The sequence below is a fragment of the Rhizobium sp. Root1204 genome (assembly GCF_001424965.1).
Classification (GTDB): Bacteria; Pseudomonadota; Alphaproteobacteria; order Rhizobiales; family Rhizobiaceae; genus Pararhizobium.
This window is the reverse complement of sequence record NZ_LMCZ01000005.1, coordinates 90241-116911: the sequence shown is the minus strand read 5'-3', so window position 1 is coordinate 116911 and position 26671 is coordinate 90241. Positions and strand designations below refer to the sequence as shown.

General features: G+C 59.8%; 23 protein-coding genes. 4 read left to right on the top strand and 19 right to left on the bottom strand.

Features of this window, described 5'->3' with window-relative positions:
* Positions 1–45: 45 nt before the first annotated feature.
* Positions 46–1383 (bottom strand): aspartate aminotransferase family protein, encoded by a 1338-nt coding sequence (locus ASC96_RS07040; RefSeq protein WP_060502334.1) that lies wholly within the window; start codon positions 1381–1383, stop codon positions 46–48.
* Positions 1384–1525: 142 nt separating this feature from the next.
* Here ASC96_RS07040 and ASC96_RS07035 point away from each other — a divergent pair, with 142 nt between their 5' ends.
* Positions 1526–2074, top strand: coding sequence for a cupin domain-containing protein (locus ASC96_RS07035; RefSeq protein ID WP_060502333.1), 549 nt, complete (start codon positions 1526–1528; stop codon positions 2072–2074).
* Between the two features lie 21 nt (positions 2075–2095).
* Here the strand turns inward: ASC96_RS07035 and ASC96_RS07030 are convergent, their stop codons facing one another.
* From ASC96_RS07030 to ASC96_RS07000, 7 genes are all read right to left on the bottom strand, one after another.
* Positions 2096–3538, bottom strand: a complete 1443-nt coding sequence (locus ASC96_RS07030; protein WP_060502332.1) for a M20 family metallopeptidase — start codon at positions 3536–3538, stop codon at positions 2096–2098.
* 119 nt (positions 3539–3657) lie between these two features.
* Positions 3658–5202 carry an ABC transporter substrate-binding protein gene (locus ASC96_RS07025; RefSeq protein WP_060502331.1) on the bottom strand — a complete coding sequence of 515 codons (1545 nt, stop codon included), beginning with the start codon at positions 5200–5202 and terminating at the stop codon, positions 3658–3660.
* A 24-nt stretch (positions 5203–5226) separates the two neighbouring features.
* Complete coding sequence (locus ASC96_RS07020; protein WP_060502330.1) at positions 5227–6090, bottom strand: serine hydrolase; 864 nt, start codon at positions 6088–6090, stop codon at positions 5227–5229.
* A 1-nt stretch (position 6091) separates the two neighbouring features.
* Positions 6092–7720 carry an ABC transporter ATP-binding protein gene (locus ASC96_RS07015; protein WP_060502329.1) on the bottom strand — a complete coding sequence of 543 codons (1629 nt, stop codon included), beginning with the start codon at positions 7718–7720 and terminating at the stop codon, positions 6092–6094.
* The gene (locus ASC96_RS07010; RefSeq protein ID WP_060502328.1) at positions 7717–8535 is read right to left on the bottom strand and encodes an ABC transporter permease; all 819 of its coding nucleotides are present in this window, start codon (positions 8533–8535) and stop codon (positions 7717–7719) included. The genes ASC96_RS07015 and ASC96_RS07010 overlap by 4 nt, the downstream gene beginning before the upstream one ends.
* Positions 8532–9476, bottom strand: a complete 945-nt coding sequence (locus ASC96_RS07005) for an ABC transporter permease (protein WP_060502327.1) — start codon at positions 9474–9476, stop codon at positions 8532–8534. Before ASC96_RS07005 ends, ASC96_RS07010 begins: the two co-directional genes overlap by 4 nt.
* A gap of 178 nt (positions 9477–9654) precedes the next feature.
* Positions 9655–10560, bottom strand: a complete 906-nt coding sequence (locus ASC96_RS07000) for a LysR family transcriptional regulator (protein ID WP_060502441.1) — start codon at positions 10558–10560, stop codon at positions 9655–9657.
* A gap of 283 nt (positions 10561–10843) precedes the next feature.
* On the opposite strand from ASC96_RS07000, the gene ASC96_RS06995 reads away from it, so the two are divergent.
* Positions 10844–12115: a Vps62-related protein gene (locus ASC96_RS06995; protein WP_060502326.1), complete on the top strand. Its 1272-nt coding sequence runs from the start codon at positions 10844–10846 to the stop codon at positions 12113–12115.
* 36 nt (positions 12116–12151) lie between these two features.
* On the opposite strand, the gene ASC96_RS06990 is transcribed toward ASC96_RS06995, so the two are convergent.
* The 6 genes from ASC96_RS06990 to ASC96_RS06965 form a co-directional block, all read right to left on the bottom strand.
* Positions 12152–13363: an MFS transporter gene (locus tag ASC96_RS06990; protein ID WP_060502325.1), complete on the bottom strand. Its 1212-nt coding sequence runs from the start codon at positions 13361–13363 to the stop codon at positions 12152–12154.
* A gap of 81 nt (positions 13364–13444) precedes the next feature.
* Positions 13445–14881 carry a M81 family metallopeptidase gene (locus ASC96_RS06985; protein ID WP_060502324.1) on the bottom strand — a complete coding sequence of 479 codons (1437 nt, stop codon included), beginning with the start codon at positions 14879–14881 and terminating at the stop codon, positions 13445–13447.
* A 23-nt stretch (positions 14882–14904) separates the two neighbouring features.
* Positions 14905–16824, bottom strand: coding sequence for a beta-N-acetylhexosaminidase (locus tag ASC96_RS06980; protein ID WP_060502323.1), 1920 nt, complete (start codon positions 16822–16824; stop codon positions 14905–14907).
* Positions 16825–16841: 17 nt separating this feature from the next.
* Positions 16842–17618 carry an SDR family oxidoreductase gene (locus ASC96_RS06975; RefSeq protein WP_060502322.1) on the bottom strand — a complete coding sequence of 259 codons (777 nt, stop codon included), beginning with the start codon at positions 17616–17618 and terminating at the stop codon, positions 16842–16844.
* 27 nt (positions 17619–17645) lie between these two features.
* Positions 17646–18509 (bottom strand): MurR/RpiR family transcriptional regulator, encoded by an 864-nt coding sequence (locus ASC96_RS06970; RefSeq protein WP_060502321.1) that lies wholly within the window; start codon positions 18507–18509, stop codon positions 17646–17648.
* A 122-nt stretch (positions 18510–18631) separates the two neighbouring features.
* Positions 18632–19021 (bottom strand): RidA family protein, encoded by a 390-nt coding sequence (locus ASC96_RS06965; RefSeq protein WP_060502320.1) that lies wholly within the window; start codon positions 19019–19021, stop codon positions 18632–18634.
* Between the two features lie 114 nt (positions 19022–19135).
* Between ASC96_RS06965 and ASC96_RS06960 the strand changes: the two genes are divergently transcribed.
* On the top strand, positions 19136–19627 hold the full coding sequence (locus ASC96_RS06960; protein WP_060502319.1) for a hypothetical protein: 492 nt from the start codon (positions 19136–19138) through the stop codon (positions 19625–19627).
* A 23-nt stretch (positions 19628–19650) separates the two neighbouring features.
* A complete protein-coding gene (locus ASC96_RS06955) occupies positions 19651–21126 on the top strand; it encodes a M81 family metallopeptidase (protein ID WP_060502318.1) in 1476 nt (491 codons plus the stop codon).
* Positions 21127–21231: 105 nt separating this feature from the next.
* Here the strand turns inward: ASC96_RS06955 and ugpC are convergent, their stop codons facing one another.
* From ugpC to ASC96_RS06930, 5 genes are all read right to left on the bottom strand, one after another.
* Positions 21232–22365: a sn-glycerol-3-phosphate ABC transporter ATP-binding protein UgpC gene (ugpC, locus tag ASC96_RS06950; protein WP_060502317.1), complete on the bottom strand. Its 1134-nt coding sequence runs from the start codon at positions 22363–22365 to the stop codon at positions 21232–21234.
* A gap of 93 nt (positions 22366–22458) precedes the next feature.
* Complete coding sequence (locus tag ASC96_RS06945) at positions 22459–23688, bottom strand: ABC transporter substrate-binding protein (protein ID WP_060502316.1); 1230 nt, start codon at positions 23686–23688, stop codon at positions 22459–22461.
* Between the two features lie 36 nt (positions 23689–23724).
* Entirely contained in the window at positions 23725–24585 is an 861-nt protein-coding gene (locus ASC96_RS06940; RefSeq protein ID WP_060502315.1) for a carbohydrate ABC transporter permease, read from the bottom strand.
* The gene (locus tag ASC96_RS06935) at positions 24582–25469 is read right to left on the bottom strand and encodes a sugar ABC transporter permease (RefSeq protein ID WP_060502314.1); all 888 of its coding nucleotides are present in this window, start codon (positions 25467–25469) and stop codon (positions 24582–24584) included. Before ASC96_RS06935 ends, ASC96_RS06940 begins: the two co-directional genes overlap by 4 nt.
* A 12-nt stretch (positions 25470–25481) precedes the next feature.
* On the bottom strand, positions 25482–26639 hold the full coding sequence (locus ASC96_RS06930; RefSeq protein WP_060502313.1) for a Gfo/Idh/MocA family oxidoreductase: 1158 nt from the start codon (positions 26637–26639) through the stop codon (positions 25482–25484).
* Between the last annotated feature and the right edge of the window lie 32 nt (positions 26640–26671).

The window sequence follows — 26671 nt, the reverse complement described above, 5'->3', positions numbered from 1 at the left end:
GCCCGGCATGTTTACGACGAACTGCCGGGCGGCTCAAGCGTGGGACTATTGGACCCGCTTCAACGCATCACCGAGCATCGAGACGATGTCTTCGATATGGGATTTTTCGGCGATCAGCGGCGGCGAGAAGGCGATGATATCGCCGGTGACGCGGATCAACAGGCCGCGTTCGAAGCAATCGACGAAGACATCGTAGGCGCGTGCGCCGGGCGCCCCATCGCGAGAGGCAAGCTCGATACCAGCGATCAGGCCGATCGTGCGGATATCCGAAACGTGCGGCAGACCCTTCAACGAATGCATGGCCACATGCCAATCGTCCTGCAGATCAACGGCGCGGGTCAACAAATCCTCGTCGCGGTAGATGTCGAGCGTTGCGATGCCGGCGGCGCAGGCTGCGGGGTGGCCGGAATAGGTGTAGCCGTGAAACAGTTCAATCTGCCCCTCCGGCCCGTGCATCAGCGCATCGTGCACCTTGCGGCTGGCAAAGACGGCCCCCATCGGGATAGCGCCATTGGTCAAGCCCTTTGCCGTGGTGACGAGATCGGGTGTCACGCCGAAATAGTCGGTGGCAAAAGGCGCGCCGAGGCGTCCAAAGCCGGTAATGACTTCGTCGAAGATCAACAGGATGCCGTGGGTCGAGCAGATCTTGCGCAGCCGCTCAAGATAGCCTTTCGGCGGGATCAGAACGCCGGTGGAACCGGCAACCGGCTCGACGATGCAGGCGGCGATCGTTTCGGCGCCATGCAGGGCGACCAGCCTTTCGAGATCGTCGGCAAGCTCGGCGCCATGCTCCGGTTGTCCTTTGACGAACGCATTCTTGGCAAGATCGTGCGTGTGGCGCAAATGGTCGGTGCCGGGAACAAGCGGGAAGACGCGGCGATTGTTGACCAACCCGCCGACGGAAATGCCGCCGAAACCGACGCCATGATAACCGCGCTCGCGGCCGATCAGCCGTGTCCTCGTCCCCTGCCCGATCGACCGCTGAAAGGCGATTGCAATCTTGAGGGCGGTGTCGACGGATTCCGAGCCGGAGCCGGTGAAGAACACGCGATCGAGCTTGCCATCCGGACCGCCGGGCGCAATCTCCGCCAGCCGCTCGGCAAAGTCGAAGGCGATCGGGTGGCCCATCTGGAAGGACGGTGCAAAGTCCAAATTGAGCAGCTGGCGCTCGACGGCAGAGGCGATCTGGCGGCGGCCGTGACCGGCATTGACGCACCAGAGGCCGGCGGTGCCATCCAGAATTTTCCGCCCGTCGATGCTGGTGTAATACATGCCTTCGGCCGAGGCGAGCAGGCGTGGCGCCGCCTTGAATTGGCGATTGGCAGTGAATGGCATCCAGTAACTGTCGAGTACCGGGGTGTTTGGCTTGCTGTGCTGGTTCATGGCGACCTCCTGTGAGAGTGCGATGACGCCATGATTTTATATGCCCAAACAAGTCCTTTTCTGTTGAGCCATAAGTCATTGAAAAAGCTTGGTGGGGGTTGTAATAGTTTCGATATTTCGAACATGCGAAACAGGAAAACTCATGTCGGTCGATATCGGAAACCGGTTGCGCCATGTGCGGCTGCTCAACAATCTGTCGCAGCGGGAACTGGCCAAGCGGGCGGGCGTGACCAATTCGACGATTTCGCTGATCGAGTCCAATTCCTCCAACCCGTCGGTCGGCGCACTGAAACGTATCCTGGATGGCATCCCGATCGGGCTTGCGGAGTTTTTCGCCTTCGAGCCGGACCGTCCGAAGAAGGCTTTCTACCGGGCCGACGAGCTGGTCGAAATCGGCAAGGGTCCGATCTCCTACCGGCAGATCGGCGATAATCTGTTCGGCCGCAGTTTGCAGATTCTGAAGGAATGTTATCAGCCCGGCGCCGATACGGGGAAAGTGCCGCTGGTGCACGATGGCGAGGAAGGCGGGATTGTTCTGTCCGGGCGGCTGGAAGTCACCGTCGATGACGAACGCCGGATCCTTGGACCGGGCGATGCCTATTATTTCGAAAGCCGCCGCCCCCACCGGTTCCGGTGCGTCGGCCCGGTGGCGTGCGACATCATCAGCGCCTGCACGCCGCCAACCTTTTGACCGGCGGGCGCGCCGATTGGCTTAATACTGTCCCGGCTTAACGTCCGTCGGGATCGGGCAGACATACGGCTGACCTTCCATCTTGCTCTCCCACTCCGCCTTCGCCTCAAAGCGAAGTTCCTCCGATGTTGCCAGATCAAGGCCGGTCGCCGCCAGCACCTTTGCGGCGTGCACCATCGCTTTGTGGGCGGCCGGGCTACGGCCCTGCGCCACCACCTGCCAGGTATGCGGGTTGGTGCCGATCGCCCAGGCGGGTGCCCAGCACTGTGCCGTCGGTGTCACCCGGCTGACGTCACCGACATCGGTCGAACCTGCCCGGAAATGCGATTGGCCTTCGAAGGCGCGCAATCCGAGATGCAGTGCCGTTGAGCCATCGATCTTGTCGTTGGAAAAGACGTCGCCCTTGATCTGATAGAGGCGAATGCTGCTTTTGACCGCTTCATCGGTAAAGGTGGCCTGGATTTTCCGTGCGAAAGCAATGTCATCATTGTCGAAAGGCACAGGACCGAGTGCGACCATGTTGTCATGGATGGCGTTTTCAAGCGTCAGATTGGGCAGAAGGTTGGTCGAAGCAGTATCGAAGACGGCTTCGACTTCCGTTTCGGTCATCGTGGCAGCACCTTGCGCGACTTTGCCGACCCGCTCGGCAAGGGCGAGCGCCTGCGTCATTTCCGGCGCGCGGATCAGGTAAAGGACTTCGGCCTTGGCCTGCACGACATTGGCGGCCCGCCCCCCGGCGTCGGTGATGGCATAGTGAACGCGGCAATCCTGCGGCATGTGTTCTCGCAGAAAATTGACGCCGACATTCATCAGTTCGACGGCATCGAGTGCTGAGCGGCCGAGATGGGCGCTGTTGGCAGCGTGCGCCGCCACGCCCTTGAACCGGTAATAGGTTTCGAGCACGGCCAGATTGTTGGTGGACCGAACCCCGTTGAACGGGGCTGGATGCCAGGTCAGCGCCGCATCGACATCATCGAACGCACCGGCGCGGACCATGAAGGTCTTGCCGGAGCCACCTTCTTCTCCGGGGCAGCCGTAATAGCGGATAGTACCTGGCAGGCTCTCAGCTTCCATGTGTTTGGCAAGCGAAATCGCTGCGAGTAACGAACCGGCGCCGAGAAGATTGTGGCCACAGCCATGGCCGGTGCCATCGGCTGTCAGTGGCTGCGGAGCATCGGCGCCTGCCACCTGGCTCATCCCCGCCAGTGCATCGAACTCGCCGAGAAAGGCAATTACCGGTTTGCCGCTGCCGAACTCGCCGATGAACGCCGTTTCCATACCCGCGATGTTCTTCCGGACGGTAAAGCCATTCTGCTCCAGCATTCCGATCAGCAGGGCCGACGACCGGTGCTCATCGAACTTCAGTTCGGCAAAATCCCAGATCTGGTCGCTGAGCGCGGTAAACTGCGGTGCCATGGCGTCGATGGCAGTGGTCAGGGAGAGCAGGGAAGACTTTTCGGGCATGGGTATCCTCGTATCGACGCAATTCCGGCGTCGGAAATCCGGTCTGGCGGATCGCAATCCGCCGGTTCTGTTCATCGTATAGAGAAGGTGATGCGCCGCCGCGGCGGCGCAATGGACGCTTAGTCGTCGACCGAAACTTCCCACAGCCGAGCGTTGGACTGCCAGACCGGCTGGCCCTTCAGCGTCTTGGTTGCGCCCCAGACGTCAACCATGTCGTAGAGGAAGATACCGGGCATTTCCTGCAGCATCAGTTCATGGAACTGGTCGAAGATCGCCTGACGCTTTTTCGGGTCGATTTCGGCATAGGCTGCCTTCATCAGTTCGCGCGCCTTCGGATCGTCCCACATCAATGAAGCATTCTTGTCCTTGTCGCCAACGTAGAAGCTGTACATCAGCGCCGGGTCTAGGCGCGGCGAGACGGATTGCGAGATGATCTGGTAGTTGCCGGAGCGGCGGCGATCGACCTGCGTGGCATAATCGATCACTTCGATCTGAACGTTGAGCCCGATCTGCTGCAGCATCGCCTGCGCCATCACCGCTGCCGGGAAGCTCGGCACGTTGCCACGTTTGTTGGCAATGATGCTGATCGGTTCGCCCTTGTAGCCGGAGGCGTCGAGTTCCTTCTTGGCCGCTTCCAGATCATACGGCAGACGCTTCTTCTGCACATCGCTGTAATAAACGCTGTCCGAGGAGATCATCGAACCGTTCGCCTCTCCCGTGCCGTTCGATGCGGCGGCGACCAGCTGATCGAGGTCGAGTGCCTGGGCCATGGCGCGGCGGATGGCCGGCTTGCCAAGGATGGGATCGCGGGTCTGGATATAGAACAGGTTCTTGCCGTTGTTGCGGGCAATGATCAGCTGCGTGGTTTCGCTGTCCTTGAATTCCGGGATGAGATCGGGGGAGATTTCAGCCGTGTCCAGCACACCCGATTGCAAGCCTGCCTTGACGGTCGAGGCATCCGGGATGACCATGAATTTGACACCATCGGCCAATGGCCGCTTCGAACCGACCATGCCATCCGGCTTTCCGTCGTTTTTCGGCGAGACATAACCGTCATACTTGGCCAGATGAACGTATTCGCCCTTCTTCCATTCGTCCCACTGGAATGGACCGGTTCCGATCGGCTTGTCGAACGTACCGCCGGCAGCCACCGAATCCGGTGAAATGATGCCGGTATAGCCACATTCCGGGCGCGACATCAGGCCGAGGAAAACGGCGGACGGCTTTTCGAGCGTCATGGTTACCGTCGCGGCGTCGGCAGCCTTGATACCGGTGACGTGCACCGCGCCATTGCCGTCGAAATCCTTGAGGCAGGTCCATTTGGTCGCCGGATCCATGTAGCGGTTCCAGTTCCAGACGACATCTTCGGCCGTCAGGGACTTGCCGTTGTGAAACTTCACGTCAGCACGCAGCTTGAAGGTGTAGCTCAGGCCATCCGGCGCCATGTCGACGCTTTCGGCCAGAAGCGGCTTGACTTCACCATTGTTGGCATAACCGACCAGGCCTTCAACGATATGAAGGATGATGCTGTCGGTATTGCCGTCGCGGTTGACGCCGGGATTGTTGCTGCGCAGGTCGGAGCTTTGCGCCACGACGATATCGCGGGCGGCGGCGGTGCCGGCAAGTGCTGCCAGCATGGTGCTGGCCAGGAGAATTGTCTTCATTGTTCTACCCTCTTTTTTGGTTGGTTATGACTGGAATTCGTCCCAGCAGGCGCGCGACAGCCTGCCGATGGTTTCAAGTGACATCGTGTAGCCCGGCGTCCCGTCCTCCATCGTCTGCGGCACCTGGTCCGTATAGGCGGCGATGATGTAGAACGGCGCGCCCTCGCGGTAGACGACGCCTGCATCCATGCGGCCGCGCTTGCCGCGTCCGCCCTTGCTTGCCACCTTGGTTTCGAATGGCAGGCGCGAATGAATGCCGTAGCGCAGGACCTGGTTCTTCAGCGTCTGCAGGGCATATTGGCAAAGCTCCATCGGGCAACCGAGCTTGGCAGCGGCGGCGCTTGAGGTCTGCGCATCAAGAATGGTCTGCAAGAGCATGACCTGGTCGTTTGCCGTTGTTGTCGTCACAGCACCGAGCGCGTGGTCTGGCGACAGCGCCAAAGGCGGGATCAGGAATCGGTGATGGGTGCCGCTCATGCCGATCGTCTTGCAATAGAGATCGACCTCTTCCAGCGTCAGCCGCTCGAACACCATCTTGGTGCAGACATTGTCGCTCAGCACCATCATGCCGGTGATCGCGTCGCGCAGCGAAATGACGATGCCCGGCGTCAGGTAACGGAAGATGCCGCTTGCCACTTCTTCAGCGAAGCGCTCCTCGTAGACGATCTGTTCGTTGAGATCGAGGCGGCCCTCGCCAACAGCCTTCAGCGCCGCCATCATGATCGAGGTTTTTCGCGTGCTGGCCGACGGGGTCTCTTCGTCCGCGCCGCGGCCAAAGGTTTCACCGGTCAACAGGTTGCGGACAGAGTAGCGGGTGACGAAGGGCTGCGCATCGCAGATCGCGTTCAGCCGGCCGGCCGTCTTGCTCGAAGTCGTCATCGTGTTCATCTCAGGCCTCCAGACGCCATTTCAGTTTGACCCCGCCATTTTCGTTCAGATCGAGCGCGGGGATGGCCGAAAGCAGACGGCGGGTATACGCCTCCTTCGGCTTGTCGAAGATCGTGTTGCGATCGCCCTGCTCGATGATCCGGCCGTCCTGCATGACGATGACACGATCGGCCACCTGCTCGACGACACCGAGATCGTGGCTGATGAACAGGCAGGAGAAGCCGTAGCGCTTCTGCAGATCGGAAAAGAGCGTCAGCACCTGCGCTCGGACAGTGACGTCGAGCGCGGAGACCGGCTCGTCGGCGATCAGGAATTTCGGCCGCCGGGCAATGGCGCGGGCGATTGCGACGCGCTGGCGCTGGCCGCCGGACAGTTCGTGCGGATAGCGCAGGGCGTATTCAGTGCCGAGCCCGACTTCCTCCAGCGTTTCATATGCACGCTTCTTTTTTGCGGCCCGGTCGATATTGGGCACCAGCCGCAGAGCTTCTTCGACCAGGGAAAGGATGGTCATACGCGGATCGAGCGACGAATAGGGATCCTGGAAAACCATTTGGCAATTCAGGCGGTAATCCCGCCAGTCGGCAGACCGTTCGCGGCCCTGAAACAGAATGTCGCCCGAACTCTGGTTGACCAGCCCGGCGATGGTGCGGCCAAGCGTGGTCTTGCCGGAACCGGAACCGCCAACCAGCGCGACCACCTCGCCTGCATGAATATCGACGCTGACGCCGTGCAGCGCCCGCTTTGGCACGGCCTTCTTGAACAGCGATTTGCGGCCGGGATAATCGACCACGATGTTGCGCGCCGAGATCATCGGTGCGGAGACGGTATCAATAGGGCGAACGTCGCCCCGGATCGGCAGCGACGAGAGCAGCTTGCGCGTATAGGGATGCTGCGGCTTTTCGAGGATCTGTTCGGTCGTCCCCTGCTCGACCAGAGATCCTTTTTCCATCACGACGATGCGGCTGGTGTAACGTGCCACCATTGGCAGGTCATGGCTGATCAGGAGAACTGCTGTACCCTCGGCCTTGGTCAGCTCGACCATCAGTTCCATGACGTCGCGCTGGATGACCGCGTCGAGTGCTGTTGTCGGCTCGTCGGCGATCAAAAGCGCCGGCTTCAGCAACATGACGGAAGCAAGCATGATGCGCTGGCGCATGCCGCCGGAGAACTCGTGCGGATAGGCGGACAGCGCGCCTTCTGGATCGCGGATTCCAACGCGCTGAAGCATGGCAAGGATGCGCTCGCGCCGCGTGGCGGGTGTCATGTTGGTGTGGAGCACGAGCCCCTCCTCCAACTGCCGGCCGATGGTCATCGACGGGTTGAGCGAGGTCATCGGCTCCTGGAAGACCAGACCGATTTCACCACCGCGCAATTCGCGCAACCCGGCTTCGCTCATCGACAGCACGTCGCGGCCCCTGAAGGTTACCTGCCCGCCCGTCACCTTGATGGCCGGAGGCAGGAGCGAGATGATTGCGCGGGTCGCCAGCGACTTGCCGGAGCCGCTTTCGCCGACGATGCCGAAGATTTCGCCCGGCTCGATGTCGAAGCTGACTTTCTTCACCACCTCGACGCCGCGATGGACGACCTGGAGGGACAGATCGCGCACGCTGAGAAGTCTTTCCTGTGTCATTTCAGACCTCGCATGCGGGGATCGAGTTTGTCGCGGAGCGCGTCACCGAGAAGGTTGATGCCAAGCAGTGTCAGCGCGATGCAGAGACCGGGGAAGAGGCCAAGCCAGACGGCCTGCTCGATGAATGGCCGGCCTGCCGCCAGCATGTTGCCCCAGGTGGGTGCCGGTGGCGGTACGCCGAGGCCGAGAAAACTCAAAGCACTCTCCGAAAGGATCGCCCAGCCAAACATCGAGGTGGCAAGAACGGTGATCGGCGCCAGGCAGTTCGGCAGGATATGGCGCATCATCGTGAACAGCTCGCTGTTGCCCATAATCTTTGAGGCTTCGATGAATTCGCGTTCGCGCAGCGACAGCACGGCGCCGCGGACCACACGGGCCATCGACGGCGTATAGGCGATACCGAGTGCAAAGATGATGCCGTACTGGTTCGCGCCGAATACGGCGAGCAGACCGAGCGCCAGAAGGATGCCTGGAAAGGCCAGCAGCGCATTGTTGATTGCCATGATCACCGCATCGACCCAGCCGCGTGCATAACCGCTGACCAGTCCGATCAGCGTCCCGGCGATTGCTGCGAGCGAGACCGTGAGGAAACCGATCCAGACGCTGGCACGGGCGCCGACGATGATACGGCTCAAGACATCGCGGCCGAACTCGTCGGTTCCGAGCCAATGTTCGGCGCTTGGCGCTGCCAGGCGGGCGGTGAAGCTGAGCTTCATCGGGTCGTACGGCGTCCAGAAGAGACCGAGGAGTGCGACGGCAAGCAGAAGAGCGATCAGGACACCGCCGATGAGGCCGTTAAACGTATAGTTTTTCATTCGGCCACCACACGCGGATCAAAGAGAGGATAGAGCAGGTCGACGATCAGGTTGACGAGCACATAGGACAACGCCACGAACAGCAGGCAGCCCTGAATGACGGGATAATCACGCTGGAAGATGGCATCGACCATCAGCCGGCCGAGACCGGGAATGGTGAAGACCGTTTCGATGACGGCGATGCCACCCAAAAGGTTGCCGAGGATCAGGCCGATCATCGTCCAGGTTGGTCCGAAGGCGTTCTTGAAGGCATGCTTCCAGAGGACGGCGCTTTCAGACAGACCCTTTGCCCGTGCATGCGTGATGTAATCGAGCCGGAGCACTTCAAGCGTCGAAGCGCGCGCCATGCGGATCAGCACGCCCATCTCATGGATGACCAGCGTCATGATCGGCAGGACGAGATACAGCAGCCCACCGACGAGATTGTCGCCGATCGAGACATAGCCGAGCACCGGTAGCCAACCGAGCTTCAGGCCGAAGAACAGGAGCAGCAGCAAGCCGAGCCAGAATGTCGGGATTGACAACAGCACTGTGGCAGTACCGACGAGCGCAAGGTCGGTCAGGCTGTTCTGCCGCCAGGCGGCAATGACGCCGGCCGGAACGGCGATCAGACTGGCCAGGAATACGGCGACAAGCACGATCTGGGCGCTGACGGCAAAATGTGAGACCACCAGTTTCAGCACCGGCTCACCGGTGACGATCGACTTGCCAAAGTCGCCGGTCAGTACGTTGCCGCCCCAGATCAGGAATTGTTCCGGCATCGACTTGTCGAGGCCGAGTTCAGAACGCATTTCAGCGATCTGTGCGGGCTCAGCCATGTCACCCAGCATCAAAGCTGCCGGGTCGCCGGGAATGAAGCGGATGAGTGCGAACACCGTGATCGAGACGATCACAACTGTTGGCAACGCCATAAACAGGCGATTGAGAATAAATCGGAGCATCGGTTCCCCTGAACACGATTGGAAGCGGGAAGTCTGCCGTTGGCCGGCTTGTTTGTGGCAGGACTATGATGGTTTTGACAAATATGCGCAATATTATGCGATTTTGTCATATCCCTATGCGGATGTGGACCGGCCTGCCTGGCGGTGGATATTCAAAAAGTGCAAGCACCAAAACCAGTTAGCGCGGTTGCTGCGATAGCGCGATCTGACGCTTGAGTGCATCCATCAACGCCTGCGCAGCAAGCGACGGCGGCACGCTTGCCGGTTTCGCAAGCCCGAATTCCTGCGTGGACACAGGAATGAACGGACGCTGGACGATTCGCAGGTGCCGGTAGAGATTGGCGTAAAAGCTGCTGATGATGCCGATGCCGAGACCGTGGGCGGCATAGGCGCAGGCCGAGCTGTTGGTATGGGTCTCGATCTTGACGTTCTGTTTTACCCCTGCCCGCTTGAACGTCTGATCGAGCAGCATGCGCGTCGGCCGCTGGCGACCGATCAGGATCAGCGGAATGTTGCGCAGGTCCTTCGGGGTAATCTGCTGTAGCTCTGCGAGCGCATGACTTTCCGGGATGACGCAGACGCTGACGCCGCTTGCCACCGGCTCCATTTCAATGGCCGGCCCCACCTCTCCCTCGTAGCGCAGGAAGCCGAAATCGATGACCCGCTGCTCCACCAGCCGGGTGATCGCCGTCGTCGTTTCAAAAAAGGTCTCGATGCGGACGCTGGGGAATTCCCTTGCATAATCCGTCAGCATTGCCGGGGCGAAGTCCTCCCACATGCTGCTTGGCAGCCCGATGCGCACGACCTCAGGTCCAGCAGCACCACTGCGCAAATCTTCGGCGAGGCCTGAGAAACGGTTGAGGCCAAGCAGGATGTTCTCAGCGTCGCGGGCAAGAATGGTCGCCTCCGGCGTCGGGATCAACCGCCCCTTGTCGCGGGCGAACAGATTGAGCGACAGGTCGGATTCGAGCTGTGCCAGTAGCCGGCTGACGCCGGACTGGCTTAGTCCCATGCTTTTCGCCGTCGCGATCGTCGATCCCGTCGCAAGCAGGGTCTTGAGCACTTCCAACTGCCGAAAATTGATCATCACCCATGCCTCTTCAACGCGAAATCGGGATTGCCTTTCCGATGGGTAGCGCCTGGGCGCGGGGAAAGCAAAAGGCTTCCTTGCTGCACTATCAGGTGGACGCGACGATATGCTGGGGCGGCGCGCCATGAGGAAGCGGTCCTGTTGATAGGCAACCAGCTATCGGGCGTTTGGCGCAGGGAAAGGGCCATTAAGAATAGCCCAAAAACGGACCTTTTAAGTTGTATTTATTTTGGCTATGCAACCTATGTTATTTATATAAATTCTATTGGAGGTTGCAATGTCGAGTGTAATTTTACAGTCGGTCCAGACGACGCATGCCGTGCAGACGACTGAACCCGTCACCTTCGGTTCGCTGAAGCTGATGTTCACCGATATCTTTGATTATCGCTGGAACGACGCCGGCAGCGGTGGCGATTACGATGTCGGGTTCTACAAACCACGCGCGCCTGCGGAAGGCTTCCGGTCTCTCGGCAGCATCGGCGTCAAGGGATATGATGGTCCAAACAATCGCTATTGGGCATTGTGCATAGCTGCCAGCGACAGCGACCCAGACGCTGTTCGGGCGCCAACGGACTATGAGTGGGTCTGGGACGACGCAGGCTCCGGCGCGGACGAGGACGGCGCATGCTGGCGGCCGGTTCCACCGGATGGCTATTGTGCACTGGGCGATGTGTTCGTGACGACGCATGGTAAACCGTCGCTGGACGATGTTTGGTGCGTACGTGCCGATCTGGTCGGAGATGGTGTTGTCGACGAGTGGATTTGGGACGATGCGGGCACCGGGTCCGACGATGATTTCAGCGCCTGGACCGTTTCCCCGATGGGCGGGTTCATCAGCGAAACGCACATTCTGATTGCTCCGAACACCTTTTTTGGTGTCCGCAGCCACGACAGGCCATCTCCGTTGGTCAAAGTTCTGAAGCTCAATCCGCCAACGGAATATGCGGGAACCCCGCCAGTTCCATCCCTTCCGAGCCGGGCCAAGCCGGAAGCTGAATCGACCCCGGTTTGGGACCGGAAGGTGACGCTTCCGTTTACTGCGATTGTCGATTCTCACTATGACGTGGCGTGGAAGGTCGCAAACTCACCCTTCTATGTGCTGGAGCGATGGGTCAACTTCGAACTCGCCGCATTCGACGACAATGGATTGGAAACGCCGCACGAAATCGAAGTGAAGGTTGAGGCTGGTGTATCCCAGCAGCAGACCGACACGTTCAGTCATGAGGTGGGTATCAGCGTCAGCTACGAGAGCGGCGTCAAGGCCGGCGTGGCCAGCAGTAAGGTGACTGGCACGCTTTCCTACAAGTTCGGCTATCAAAGTGCCACCCAGATCGGCAGTTTCCGCAGCCAGACTATCACCACGAAGCTGGTCACCCCTGCCAACCACAGCGCGGCCATGTGGGCGCCACGGCACGCCTTCCAGCTTGTCCGGCACGACGGCAGCAAGGTGTCGGAACCATTGGTGCTGGATGATAATGTCCCGGATTTCTACGTCCGGCAGTTCCCGGCACCGGTGAACTCCAAGCCTTTGCGCGTCAAAGGGCGCTGATTTCAACGACAGGAGGCGGCGAGGCCGCCTCCTGTCTCACCTTTGGTTATCGCTTGCGCCTTGCCCGCGAACATCCAGATAGAGCATCAGGCCAAGGCCGATCAGGCCGGCGAAGGCACCGAGGATCGAGGTGCCTGAATAATCGCTGAATCGGGTACCGATCGCAAACAGGATGGCGCTCAACCCGCCGCTCAGGAACAGGTTTACCGAGATCAGCGAGCTGCCGAGGCCCGGACGGTCGGCAATGAGGTCCTGGATATAGGTGATCGGGATACTGATGAGGGCAGCAGCGGCAAAGGCGCTGAGCAGGGTCAGGGCATAGACATGCCACGGAGCCGAGGAAAGCCCGAGCAGAGTGAGGTAGACAGCATAAAGTCCTGTGCTGATAGCAAGCGCCGTCACCGCGCGCAACTGCATGCGCGCCCAGACGAAAATGAACACAACTTCGAGAAAGGCGACGATGCCGACAATCACGCCGATGTCCGTCACGGTCCCACGCGCAGCGCCGGTGATAATCAGCGGCTGGACTGCGGTGTTGACATGCAGGGTAGACGTGATCAGCGAGATCGCCATCAGGCGGCCGAAGACGCTGGGTGCGAAGACTTCGCCGAAGGATGCTAAATAGGAATGGCGATGGCTTTTTGCCGGAGGGGGCCCCTCTGAAGTGGGCAACTTGAAGAAGATCAAAGCCAGATTGGCGATACAGCCGAGGCAGGCGAGCAGATAGGCGGGCAGCATGCTGCCGCGTCCAACCAGAACCAGCGCCACCAGGCCCGGAACCAGAACCCAGGCAACCGAGATCGCGGCACGGACACTGGAGTTGATCGCCGCCGCATCGCGTCCGCCCTCGGCATTGGCGATGGAGCGCACTTTGGCAAAGAGCAGCGATGTCATCGAGTTATAGACCGGCAGCATGACCAGCGTGCAGAGGACAAAGCTGGCAGGAACCGGAACCGCGTAGACAAGGCCATAACCGAACACGCCGAACGATATGACTGTCATCAGCAGAACCCGGTAATTGCCGATACGATCGGCGAGAACGCCGACCCAGAGGCTGACGATGACGTTGACGGCTGCCGCGACGAAAATCAGGATCGAATAGAAACCGTTGCTCAAACCAAGCTCAGTGATGCCGATCACCGACTGATAGGGCCCTGTCGCGGCTCCCGTAAAGCCGAACAGGAAGATCGCGATCATGCTCAGCCGGACCACGGGGTGGCGGAAGGCGATCGGCAGCGTTGATGTCATGATGAGAGCACCGGAAAGGAGGTCAAAGAGCGGCCGGACATCCGGACGGAAAATAGAAGTGCCGAGCGCGTTAAACCGTCATCATTCCCGCCAGCGGGCCGACAGCACGGCCGCGGGGGCATAGTCGAAGTCTCGGTCGAAGGGAAAGATGGGCCTTGCCCTGCGATGACTTGTCAGATTGGCGATATCCTGATTGACGACGCCATCGGTTAGCGCCATCAGGTTGGGATTGGCGATCGGCGCCAGTTCCGGCGACAGATAGCCGGACTTCACCACCAGCAGCCGCACGGCCTTGGGATCAAGCCCCAGCCGCCGGAAATCCTCGATATTGTGATAGGGACGGCGGCGCGCGGCTAGCACGATCTTGATGCCGCCAACACCGACGACGGCCTGACGATCCGCGGCAGCGCCGCTGTCATCGAGGCGAAGCACTGTTGCCGTCACCTCGGCCGGAACGCTTGCCGGAGCCAGACTGCCGCCGATCTTGAGAGGAAGCGTCGCGCCCTCCCCGGCCGCAAAGCAGGCCTCGACCGCCGGACGATCGGTGATGCCGGCGAGAAGCGCGCCCTGCCAGTTGCGGGCAATCAGCGCACGCAGCACATCAGCCCGGTCGCCAACCCCGCCGCCGGTCGGGTTATCGGCGGAATCGGCGAGAATGACGGGCGACGTCTCCGCAGATGCCGCGATATCGAGCATCTGCTCCAGCGGCCCCGTTACTGGGCCAAAGCCAAAATTTTCACGCGCATTCCAGTATTGTTGCGCGATGTCCTCGGCCGCCTTGGATGCGGCCTGCCTGTCTATACCGGTCACGACGGCGCAGGCCGTTGCCCGCGGTTCGTCGGCCCAGACATAACCGATCATCAGATTGGTATCGAGAATGCCAGGCTGCGCATCGGATGCAGGCAAGCCAAGATAGATCGATCGGGCGGGTTCGTCTTCGGTCGAGGTGCATTCGCCGGGCAACAGCACCGGCACCTTGGCCCAGACGACACCCGGGCGATTGCCCGTGCGCAGGGTTTCGACCAGCATCGACCAGGCCCGAACCATCGTTTCACGCGTGTCGATATGCGGGGCAGTGCGATAGGCTGCGAAAATATCGAGCTGGTCGATGATCCTCTGGCTGACATTGCCGTGCAGATCGTAACTCGCAGCGACCGGGCAATCCGGCCCGACGACGGTGCGGGCTGCGGAAATCCAGTCGCCCTCGGCGTCGTCCATGCCCTCGACATTGATCGCGCCGTGCATGGCCAGATAGAGGCCATCGATCGGCAAGGCGGCCTGAAGCCGTTCGAGAAACTCCGCCTTGAACCCCTCGTAGGCCTTGCGCGATACCGGACCGCCGGGCACGGCGCGAGCGTGCAGCAGCGGCACATGCTCGATCCCGCCGGCATCGAGGAAGTTGAAATACTCCGCACCGAGCAGATCGGCATCGCGCAGCACCCTGAAATCCTCGGCGGCCATCAGGACCGGCGAATAGGTGCTGCATTCGGTATGAATACCACCAACGGCGATGCGCATTGTTTTCCCCATGATATCCGTTGTTACAGTTTTGGACTGAGTGGGACGATGGCTGCGAAGCGCAACCAGTCCTTCTGATTTTTCGGTGTCCATGCGGCCTCGGCTATTGCCGGAAGACGCGGGAAGACCAGACGGTTGAAATAACCGCGCGACAGGTAGTGCTCGCACCAGATGCAGGCCTGCACGCCTTTCATCCGGTCTTTCAATTCCTCGGGAAAATCACCTTCCGCCTCATAGCCGTAGGTGTGAGCGGGTGGCACGGTCCCCGCCCAGCTGGCGCCCGGCTCCTGCCATTCCTCACCCTGCACCATGTCGAGATAATAGGCCTGCCCCGGGGTCATCACCACGTCATAGCCTTCGCGGGCAAGCTCGATGCCGACTTCAGGCGTCTCCCATGCCATCAGCAATGTTTCCACCGTGTCGACACCGCCGCCATGAGCGACCTCGTTCCACCCGGCAAGCTTCTTGCCGCGCTTTGTCAGCATGTCCTTGATCTCTCTCAGGAAATAGGACTGCAGCTCGAACGTGCCTGAAATGCCTTCCTTTTCCATCAGCTTGCGGGCGAGCGGCGAGGCAAGCCAGGCCCCTTTCGCCACTTCGTCGCCGCCGATATGGATGTAAGCAGAGGGGAAAAGCTCGACCATCTCATCGAAGACTTTCCCGAGAAACTCATAGGTGAACGGTACGGCCGGATTAAGCGCGTTGTTCGGATAGCCCTGTACCGAGTGATAACTTTCGGGTGCCTCTTGGCCATCGGACAAATCGCGAAGGGCAACCAGTGTCGCCGAATTGTGACCGGGGACATCTATTTCCGGAATGATCTCCACATTGAGCGTCAGCGCGTGCGCAACGAGTGTGCGAACATCATCCTGACTGTAAAACCCGCCGACTGGCTCCGCTCCATTGCCGAGTTGCGGCAGAAGCGGACCGTCCGGGCTACGGACAACGCCGACAGTTGTCAGCTCCGGATAGGCCTTGATCTCCAGCCGCCAAGCTTCGTCGTCGGTCAGGTGCCAATGGAAAATGTTGAGCTTGAACCAGGCAAGGATATCGATCAGCCGCGCAACATCGGCGACCGGGTAAAACTGCCGCGAAACGTCGAGATGGCAACCACGCCATCCGTAGCGCGGCTCATCCGAAATCGTGCCGGAGACCGGAAAGCGGAATTTTCCCGGCTCGCGGCGGGCGCCGTTCAAAAGCTGCGCAAGCGACGTCAAACCATACTGCCGGCCGGCGGCTCCGCCATAGCTGAGCGTGACGTCTTCCGAGGAGAAAGACAACGCATAGCTTTCTGCCAGGAGAGTGGCATCCAGCGTCAGATGCAGCACCCTGCCCTGGCTATTCGCCGCCAAGCTGAGTGGCGCATGATCGGCTTCGAACAGGCGGCGGAACAGGCCGATCACGGTATCGATTGCCTTGATGTCTTCCACCGATGCGCCGGGCGCGGGATAGAGGCAGACCGGAAATGTATCGCCGGGCTTCACATCGATCTGGCGCGGCCATGGCTGCAGCGCATAGGGCAGGTCAAGCTTGCCTTCCGGCAACAGCACCGGTGGCGGCTCGCTGGTCCGGCCTTCCAGCAGAAGGTCGGATACGGCGACGGGCACATGGCGGCCGTCCGCCAGCGTCAGATAGGCGGATTTCGCGCCATCGGTGCAATGCACGGCTTTGCGGTGCAGTCCGCCAACTGTGAAAGTCCAGGAGGCTCCGGGCGCGAGCATGAAGCCGGCCGTTGGTGCGAATTCATGGTAGTTGGCGTTGCGCTTGACGAAGACTGCATTTTCGCAGGCATTCTTGTCGATCACCCGCGTCAGCGAGGTATAGACAATTGTAAAGTCTTGAAGGGCCGTGTCCGACAGGTTGAACAGGCTGAAAACGAAACGGCCGTGCGGGCCGCCGTCGGTATGCCACGCACTTTCAAGACGATAGGACGCCGATTGCATGTCCGTTCCTCTGATGTCTAATAGTTTTCGGATTGAGAAAAGGTGCGGGCAAGCTCGGCCTGTCCTGCGGTCAGGCCGCAGTCGACCGGCAGGCAGACGCCGGAGATTGCCGCGGCCAGCGGACTGGCGAGGAAGCCGACGGCATTGGCCACATCATCCGGGCTGGCGATCCGCTGCAGCGGATACCAGCGGCGTGCGTCCTCGAAGACGTTCGGATTGGCGGCCGCGCGGACCTCCCATGCCTGGGTACGCACCGTTCCCGGCGACACCGCGTTCGCTCGGATGCCGTATTTTCCATATTCGACGGCAATCAGCTTCGTTAGGTGCAGAAGGCCAGCCTTGGCGGCGCTATAGGCAGGGTGGCCAAAGACATTGGTACCGTTGACCGACGCGATGTTGATCACCGAGCCCTGGCTTTGCTTCAACGCATCCTCGACCGCACGAAAGCAGAGGAAGGCCGCCTCAAGGTTCAACGCATTGTCCATGCGCCAGATTTCAGGCGTCGTGTCATGCAGGCTGACAGCGCGGGCGGCACCGGCATTGTTGACAAGTGTACGGACCGTACCAAGCTCCGCTCCCCGAGCCGCCATCGCTGCAACGCTTGCCGCATCGGTGATATCGCAGACCAGGGCAACGAATTTCGCCGGATTACCAAGGCTCGCTGCCGCCTTCTCGACGGCGGCACCGTCCAGATCGGGCATCAGCACGACATCATGATCTGCACCAAGACGGCGGGCGATGGCCCGGCCGATATCGCCTGCCGCCCCCGTTACGATTGCAACAGATGAAGTCATGACGGGTCCCCTGTGAGCATGGTGAAATCAATCCCCGAGAAGCTGGCGGTCGTCGCCATCGCGATGGGCGACAAGCTGTTGTTTGATGCGCCGCAACGTTACTGTCGCCTGTGGCTGAATATTGTAGGCAACCAGGCTGGCCAGGATATCGAGGAGCGCGACATAGGCGATGCGGGTTGAGGTCGGGCGATAGATATTCGTCCCTTCCGGCAGATCGACCGGTACCGTGATATCGGCAGCACGGGCAACCGGACTACCGCTCTGCGTCAGCGCAATAGTCGTTACTTTCTGGTCGCGGGCGAGCATGAAGGACCGGACCAGTTCGGCATTGCGCCCGGAAAAAGACGACCCGATGACGACGTCACCCGGCCGGGCCGCCGCCGCCATCATCATCTGCATGCTGTGATCGGAGCTTGCGGTGATGCGCAGCCCGAGACGAAACAGGCGGTTTTGCAATTCGCTGGCGATCATCGATGAATTGCCACCGGAGCCGAACGCATAGATCATATTGGCGCCGGCCAGCTTTTCGGTGGCCTGCTCGATCGCAGCGAGATCGAGGCTGCGATGCAACATGAACAGCGCGTTCTGTGCCTTGGAGATGATATCCTGCGCCACATCGGCCGGCTCCCGGCTTTTCGGCTCCGGCTTGAGGTAACGCATGCCGACATACGCGGTGCGCGCCAGTTGGACTTTGAAGTCGGAAAAGCTGTCGCAACCGAGACGGCGACAGAAGCGTGTAACCGTCGGTGGCGACACGTCGGCCCTGCCGGCCAGCTCGATGATCGAAGCATTCACTGCAAATTCGAAGTCGGTCAGCAATATTTCGGCGATGCGGCCTTCAGCCGGCGAAAGCCGGCCTTTTTCTTCCTGAAGCGTCGAGAAAATATCCATCAGAGTGCACTTTCAATGAAATCGCCAGGCCACCTCAAAGAGGCTTCCTGTAACCGCGGCAATGCTGCGATCCGGCACACGATTCTCACTTGATGTCCACCCGTTCCCGTATTGCCTGAACTCTAGGAAGTCTTTTCTTTATAGGCGACGCAGTCGATCTCGACCTTGCAATCGACCATCATCGATGCCTGAACGCAGGCCCGTGCCGGGGGATGTTCGCCGAAATAGTCCTGGTAAATCTTGTTGAACGTCCAGAAATCACGGGGATCATCCAGCCAGACGCCGACGCGAACGATATGCTCGGGTCCGTAATTGGCCTCCTTCAGGATGGCCAGCAGATTGGCGATTGTCTTGTGGGTCTGCGGAATAATGCCGCCCTCGATGATTTCGCCATTTTCCATTGCAACCTGGCCGGAAACATGCAGCCAGCCATTCGCCTCTACCGCGCGCGCGAACGGCAACGGCTTGCCACCAGCGCCAGCCTGCACGGTGCCATAACGTGTAATGGACATACGCCTCGTCCTTGCAAATTATTTTCTTGATCCGTTGACAAATGACCATAGAAAGCAGAATTTGGCCAGAGAAAAACGCCATTTATGAAAAGAATTTCAATACACGGAGCAATCGTGCGCGATCCCTTCCGCAATCCTTTCCCTTCTTCTGATGTGGCCCGCCACGCGATCTGGCAGATGCTGGTCGAGCGTGACATCGATGCTTTTCTGGCGGCCGACTGGTCAAAAGTCGCTGGCGATTTTGTCGAGGAAGGTTTCATCGGTATCGACGCCAAGCGGGAGGTAAGCCCCGACAAATGGCGCCTAGCCTTTCCATCCCTGACGGCCTATCGCGACGAATGGCTGCGCCAGGCAGAGGATTTTGCCCAGCAGTCCTTTGCTGAAGACACCCGCAACGCCATTTTCACCACCACGACGCTCGAGGACATCGAGATCGAGGGCGATATGGCGCTTGTCCGCAAGAAATTTGATGGCAGCCTGAAAAAATCGGATGGGAGCGTCGATATTCTCAAGTGGCAGACACTCTATTACTGCCGCCTGCATCATGGACATTGGAAGATCTGCGGCTTCACCGGATATCTGCCCAATCCGATGGGTGCGGCCTAAAAGAGTAGAACGAGGCGAAGGCATTGCGCATTTTCACCGCCGTCCTGGCGACCGAGACCAATACATTCTCACCGATCTGCGTTGATCGCCGTGCTTTCGAGGCGTCGCTCTATGCCCCGCCGGGCGAACACCCGGAAACACCGACGCTGTGTTCGGCACCGATCACGGTCGGTCGTAGGCTCGCTGCGGAAAAGGGCTTTGAGTTGATCGAAGGAACGGCCACCTGGGCTGATCCGGCTGGTCTCGTCAATCGCCTGACCTATGAGAGCCTGCGCGACGAAATCCTCGATCAATTGCGGGCGGCACTGCCGGTGGATGCCGTTGTGCTCGGCCTGCACGGCGCGATGGTCGCCGATGGCTATGAAGATACAGAGGGCGATTTCCTCGCCCGCGTCCGTGAGATTGTCGGTCCGGAAATCCTTGTCTGCGCCGAACTTGATCCGCACAGCCATCTGACGGTGAAGCGCCGTATGGCTGCGGATTTCTTCGTCTATTTCAAGGAATTCCCGCATACGGATTTTGTCGATCGCGCCGAAGATCTTTGGCGTATTGCGCTCGATACGCTGGCCGGCCGTATCAAACCGGTGATGTCGGTGTTCGATTGCCGGATGATCGACGTCTACCCGACATCGCGTGATCCGATGCGGTCGTTCGTCGACAAGATCATGCGGATGGAAGCGGAAGACCCGGACATCCTGTCAATCTCTGTGATCCACGGTTTCATGGCCGGAGACGTGCCGGAAATGGGCACGAAATTGCTCGTCGTTACCGACGGTAAGCCGGAAAAAGGCGCAACCCTCGCCCGCGAACTGGGTCTTGAACTTTTCGCCAAGCGTGGCACGTTCATCATGCCGCAGATTGACGAGAAACAGGCCGTTTCCCTTGCGCTCGCCGCAACGGCCGGACCGGTGGTGATCGCCGATGTCTGGGACAATCCTGGCGGTGGCACGGCGGGCGATGCGACGGTACTTCTTGCCGAGCTTTTGGCCCAGGGCGCCAAAGACACCGCAGTCGGCACGATCTGGGATCCGATGGCCGTGCAGATTTGCATGGCTGCCGGAGAAGGAGCTGAAATCCAGCTTCGTTTCGGGGCAAAATCGGCACCGGGAACCGGAAATCCCATCGATGGCATCGTCAAGATCGTCAAACTGGTGCGCAACGCCGAAATGCGTTTCGGCGAGAGCTATGCCCCCTTTGGCGACGCCGCACACATCCACCTCGATGGCATAGACGTCATCCTCAACTCTACCCGGGCACAGAGCTTTGACCCGAGCCTGTTCTCGGTGATGGGCATCGACCCGGCTGGAAAGAAGGTGCTGGTCATCAAGTCGACCAACCATTTCTATGCTTCCTTCGCGCTGATCGCAGCAGAGATTCTCTATTGCTCGGCAGGGACCCCCTACCCGAACAATCCGGCGCGCACGCCCTATCGCCGGGCGCCGCGTGACATCTGGCCCATGGTGGAAAACCCACACAATCTGGAACAAGGCGCAGCCTGAATTGACCGGTCAGGGCTTTCCGCCACGAACCGCCAAAAGAATAAAGGGGACGCATCATCTGCGTCCCTTTTTGCATTCAATGGAATACAGCCGCTTTTCGCACCATCAGCCGCCAGCGATTTTCAACAGGCCGACATCGATGTCGGTCAGTTCTACCCGGCGTTCCAACGCGATGCCGGATGCGTCGAACAGATGGCAATCGGCGGCCTGAATGCCGATTGAAACCGTCTCATCGGTGCGGATTGGGGCGCTGCCCGGCAGCATCGCGCAGAAATTCTCGCTCTCACCATCAAGCGCGGCATAAGCGACAGTCTGTGCCCCCAGCCGCTCGATGACCGACGGCGTCAAGTTCATCGACAAATCCGCCTTGCCGAACTGAATATGTTCCGGCCGGATACCCAATGTCAGCGGCTGGCCGACAAGATCGGAGCGACCCGCCACGGGGATCGTTGCCGTTTGCCCCTTGAATTCGATCTCGACGCCGGCATCACTGACTGCCTTGCAGGTGACGGGCAGCATATTCATGCGCGGATTGCCGATGAACCCGGCGACGAACATGTTGGACGGCTTGTGATAGAGCTCAAGCGGAGCACCGATCTGCGAAATCTCCCCGGCATTGAGGACGACGATCCGGTCCGCCATCGTCATCGCCTCAACCTGGTCGTGCGTGACGTAGATCATCGTCGCCTTCAACTGCTTGTGCAGCTTGGCCAGTTCGATCCGCATATCGGCGCGGAGCGCCGCATCGAGGTTGGATAGCGGCTCGTCGAACAGGAAAATCTTCGGTTCCCGCACGATTGCACGGCCAATCGCAACACGCTGGCGCTGGCCGCCGGACAGCAGCCCAGGCTTCTGCTGGAGCCGCTGATCGAGATGGAGAATGCGTGCGGCGTTCTCGACCTTTGCCTTCAGCTTGTCTTCCTGCATCTTTTCGACGCGCAGCGGAAAGGCGATGTTTTCGAACACGGTCATGTGCGGATAGAGCGCGTAGCTCTGGAAGACCATGGCGATACCGCGCTTGACGGGTGGCAGGTCGTTGACGCGCTTGCCATCGATCATGATGTCGCCGGAACTGGTCTCATCAAGACCGGCTATCATGCGCAGCAATGTCGACTTGCCACACCCGGACGGTCCGACGAAAACGACAAATTCGCCGTTGCGGACCTCCAGGTCGATGCCTTTCAGCACTTCGAACGTCCCGTAGAATTTGTGAACCTTGTTGAGATTGAGCTGTCCCAAGAAACTGTCTCCGGCCGCCGGCGGAAAGCCGCCCGTTCGTAGCAGAAAAGGAATGGACCGCGAACCAATCTGATGGTTCGCGGTCCGATGGTCTTATTTGTACTGCTCGAGATCGGCGGCAGCCTTCTTCAGGGCATCCGCCGGTTCGGCCTTGCCGGTGACGACGGCCTGGACCATTTCGATCATCACGTTCTGGAAGCCCTTGTAATCCGTGAACAACGGCTCCGGACCGCCATAGGTGATACCGTCGATGAACGGCTTCCAGTAGGGATCCTTCTTGACGAATTCATCGACCATCGGCGACGGACGCAGTGGCGTCAGGCCGGCACCGCCCTGCAGCTCGTACTCACCCTGCGGGCCGGGCGATGTGATGAACTTGGCAAATTCCGTGGCCTTCTCCTCGACGCCGGAGCCCTTGAAGATCGCCAGGCTGTCGGTGATCAGCAGAGTGCCTTCACCCTTTGCAGCCGGGCCAAGCGGCAGCGGAGCGACGCCCCAATTGACCTTGGTGTCCTTCAGACGGACAGCCGCACCGGAGCCGGACTGGAGCATGCCGACCTTGCCGTCGAGGAAGATGGCGCGCATTTCGTTCTGCTCGTAAGCGGTGGCGCCTTCAACCGAATAAGGTGTGATGTCCTTGTAAGCCTGGAGAGCTGCGAGAACCTCCGGGCTGTCGATGACGATCTTGTCACCATCGATGACCTTGCCGTTGTTGGTGTAAACCCAATGCATGAATTGATGCATGGTGTTGTCAAACGTCTTGGCAGGGAGGCCGTAGCCAGCAATGCCGGTCTTTTCCTTGATCTGCTTGGCGAAGGCGATCTCTTCGGCCCAGGTCTTCGGCGGCGTTTCGGGATCGAGGCCAGCCTGCTTGAACAGGTCCTTGTTCCAGTAAAGTGCCTTGGTCGAGAAGGCGACCGGAACGCCCCATTGATTGTCATCGAACGTGACTGTATCGGCGATATGCGGGTAATAGCTCTTCTTCTCGTCTTCGGTCATCGGCACCGGGACGATCAGATCGTTCTGGGCAAATTCCTTCAGCGTGCGCGAGCCGACATAGGCCATAGCGACCGGCGTACCGGCCACGGCAAGCGTCGTCGCCTTGTCCTGGCACTGCGCCCAACCGACAACTTCCGGCGTAACCTTCCAGCCTGGGTTCTTTTCTTCCCACTGCTTGATGTACTTCTCATGGACCGGATCCATGGTGTCGCCGCAATAGATCCAGCTGATTTCCTGGTCGGCCGCATGCGCGGTCATGGCGCCAAGCGCGGTCGAGCCGAGCAAGGCAAGGGCAACAATCCCCGTCTTGAAATGAATTGACACGTTAGAAGCTCCCGTTTCTCTGGTGGTTGACTGCTTTTATTGTTTCACCGCGCCAGCGGTCAGCCCGCTGACGAGATAGCGCTGGAGGAAGAAGATCACGATGATGGCCGGGGTGATGCCGACGAAGCTCGCCGCCATCAACTCGTTCCAGATCACTTCCTGCCGGCCGAAATAGGCAAACAGCCCAACCGGCAACGGCATGTATTCGGTCTTCGAGTTGAAGGTCAGCGCGAAGATGAATTGCTGAGCGTAGGATCCGATGAAGGTCGTGATCGCTACGACGGTGATGCCGGGCATGGCGATGGGGAGGATGACCCGGCGAAGCGTGTAGAAATGGCTGGCACCATCGACGAAGGCCGCCTCGTCCAGCTCGCGCGGAATGCGCATCATATAGGTGCGCAGCAGCCAGATCGCTGAAGGGATCAGGAAGGCGACTCCCGGAACGATCATGGCGAAATAGGTGTTCAGCACGCCGAATGTCCGCATCAGCCGGAACAGCGGAATGAGCAGGACGGCACCCGAAAACATGTTAACCGCAAGAAACGCGCCGAGCAGAAGCCCGCTGCCGCGAAACGTGAACCGGGCAAACGCATAGGACGCCGGTACGACCAGGACGAGGACGATCGCAGTAACGATGATCGAGATGAAGAACGAGTTGAAAATATAGCGGGCAAACCCGGGAACGCTTATCCACATTGTCCGGTAGGCGGCAAAGGAGCCGTTTTCCGGCCAGAACTTGTAGGGCGAGGAAAACAGAAGGCCGAGCGGCTTCAGCGATACCAGAAACCCTTCGATGAACGGCGCCAGGATGAACGTCAGGAACAGGAAGATACCGGCATAGATGCTGACGAGCTCGTACCAGCGGTAGCGGTTGATCATGGCGGGTTGCGTGCTCATCGGTTGGATTCTCCCGCGGAAAGCCGGCTTGTGACCCGGAAATAGGCCAGGCAGAAAATCGACAGGAAGATGCAGATCAGCACCGCGCGGGCAGCACCTTCGCCGTATTTCTTCGAACCGATCGCCGTGCGGTAGGTGTCGATGATCATCGTCGTCGTTTCACCATTCGGCCCACCCTGCGTCAGGATCCAGATGATGTCGAACGAGTTGAACGTGGCGATCAGCGACAGCATCGACATGGTGATCAGCGATGGGATGAGCAGCGGCAGGGTGATGCGGCGGAAGCGATAGAACCGCCCCGCCCCGTCGGTCCACGCGGCCTCATAGAGATCCTGCGGCACAGCCTGCATGGCTGCGAGCATATAGAGCGTCACCAATGGCACGCCGATCCAGACGTCGGTGATGATCGTCGCCCAGAATGCGGTCGAACCGTGGGCGAGGAAGGCAATCGGACCGTCGATGATGCCCCAGTTCTGCAAGACGCCGGAAATCATCCCGAACTGGCCGTTATACATCCAGCCCCACATGAAGATGCCAATCGCCATCGGCACGATCCATGGCGGCATGGTCAGCACGCGAAACAGCGCCCGGCCGGGGACCGCCGCGTTCAGCATGCAGGCCCCGAAGACGCCGATGATCATCTTGATGGCGACCGAGAAGAAGGTCCACACGAAGGTGCGGATGATGACCTCGGCAAAGGTGGTGTTGAAGATCTTCTCGTAATTGACCCAGCCGACCCAGTTGGTCGTCTTTTTCAATGATGCGTCGGTGAATGACAGGATGAATGTATCCAGAAGCGGATAGGCGACGATCACGACAACATAGAGAACGGCTGGCAGCAAAAGCATCCAGGCGAAGATGAGGGTGCTGCGCTGAACATTCATTTTGCGCTCTCCTTACGCCGCACGGGAGTGGAGCGCCTCGTCAAAGCGATCCCAGATCGGCCGCAGATCAACGACGGTGCGTTTGCGGCGCGCCTCGTCCATCGACAGTGCAAGAATGCCCGCTTCCAGCGCGTCGAGCGTCGAGACGGGGAGCGGCCGGCCATCGCGGACATGGCCGATAATGTCGGTGGCCATCTGCTCGTCGGCGCCGTAGTGCTGCGACAGTGCTGTCGCTGCATATTTGTTCTCGACGACCTTCTTGCCGGTCAGCATCTCGTGGACATCGAAATAGCCGCGGATGAAATCGCCCTCGGCCATGCCGCGGGACCCCATGATGCAGAAACGGCGGAACTGGTCGGGAACATTCAGGTTGGTATGGAAATTCATGCCGACGCCATTGGCATATTCGACGATCGCCACCTGGTAATCGATGATATCGCCGTCGCTGTCGAACACCTTGTCGGAGCCCATCCAGCCGCTTGGCTTGCGATGGAAGAGTTCGAGATCGTTGATGCCTTCCCGGGCCGGGTCGTTCGCCGGAATAAAGCTCTTGCGACCACCGAAGCTTGCCACCCGCTCGGGCCGCGCGCCAACAATGCCATTGTAGAGGTCGAGATCGTGGCAGCATTTTTCCAGCATGAAACTGCCGGAATAGCGCTCATAACGGCGCCAGTCGCGCATGAAGAACGCGCCATGATAGGGTTCGATATGCTCGGAAGCCTCGATCGAAACGATCTGGCCAAGCGTTCCGGCAGCCTGGGCGGCGCGCAGGTCCCGGTACATCGGCGCATAACGCAGCACCAGGCCAACCATCAGCCGCTCATGGCCGAATTTCGCCATCAGCCGGGCCAGTTCGATGCTCTCTTCGACTGTCGTGACGACCGGCTTTTCGCTGAAAACCTTCAGCCCGGCCTCAAGGCCAATGCGAATGTGATCGAGATGCAAATGATTGGGCGAGCCGATCATCAGGAGATCGAGCTTCTCGTTGGCAATCAGCTCTTCAGGCGTTGCGTAGGCGGTGCCGGCGGAGACGCCGTTTTCCACAAGGCCCGGCAAACCGGCGGGGCTCGGATCGACGTAACCCGCGATCTCGAAGCGCTCGTCCATGGCTTTGAAAACATAACCCAGATAGCCCAGACGGAATCCGAGTCCGATGATGCCAACTTTCATTCTTCTGGTATTCCCCGATTTTTATCGTAATT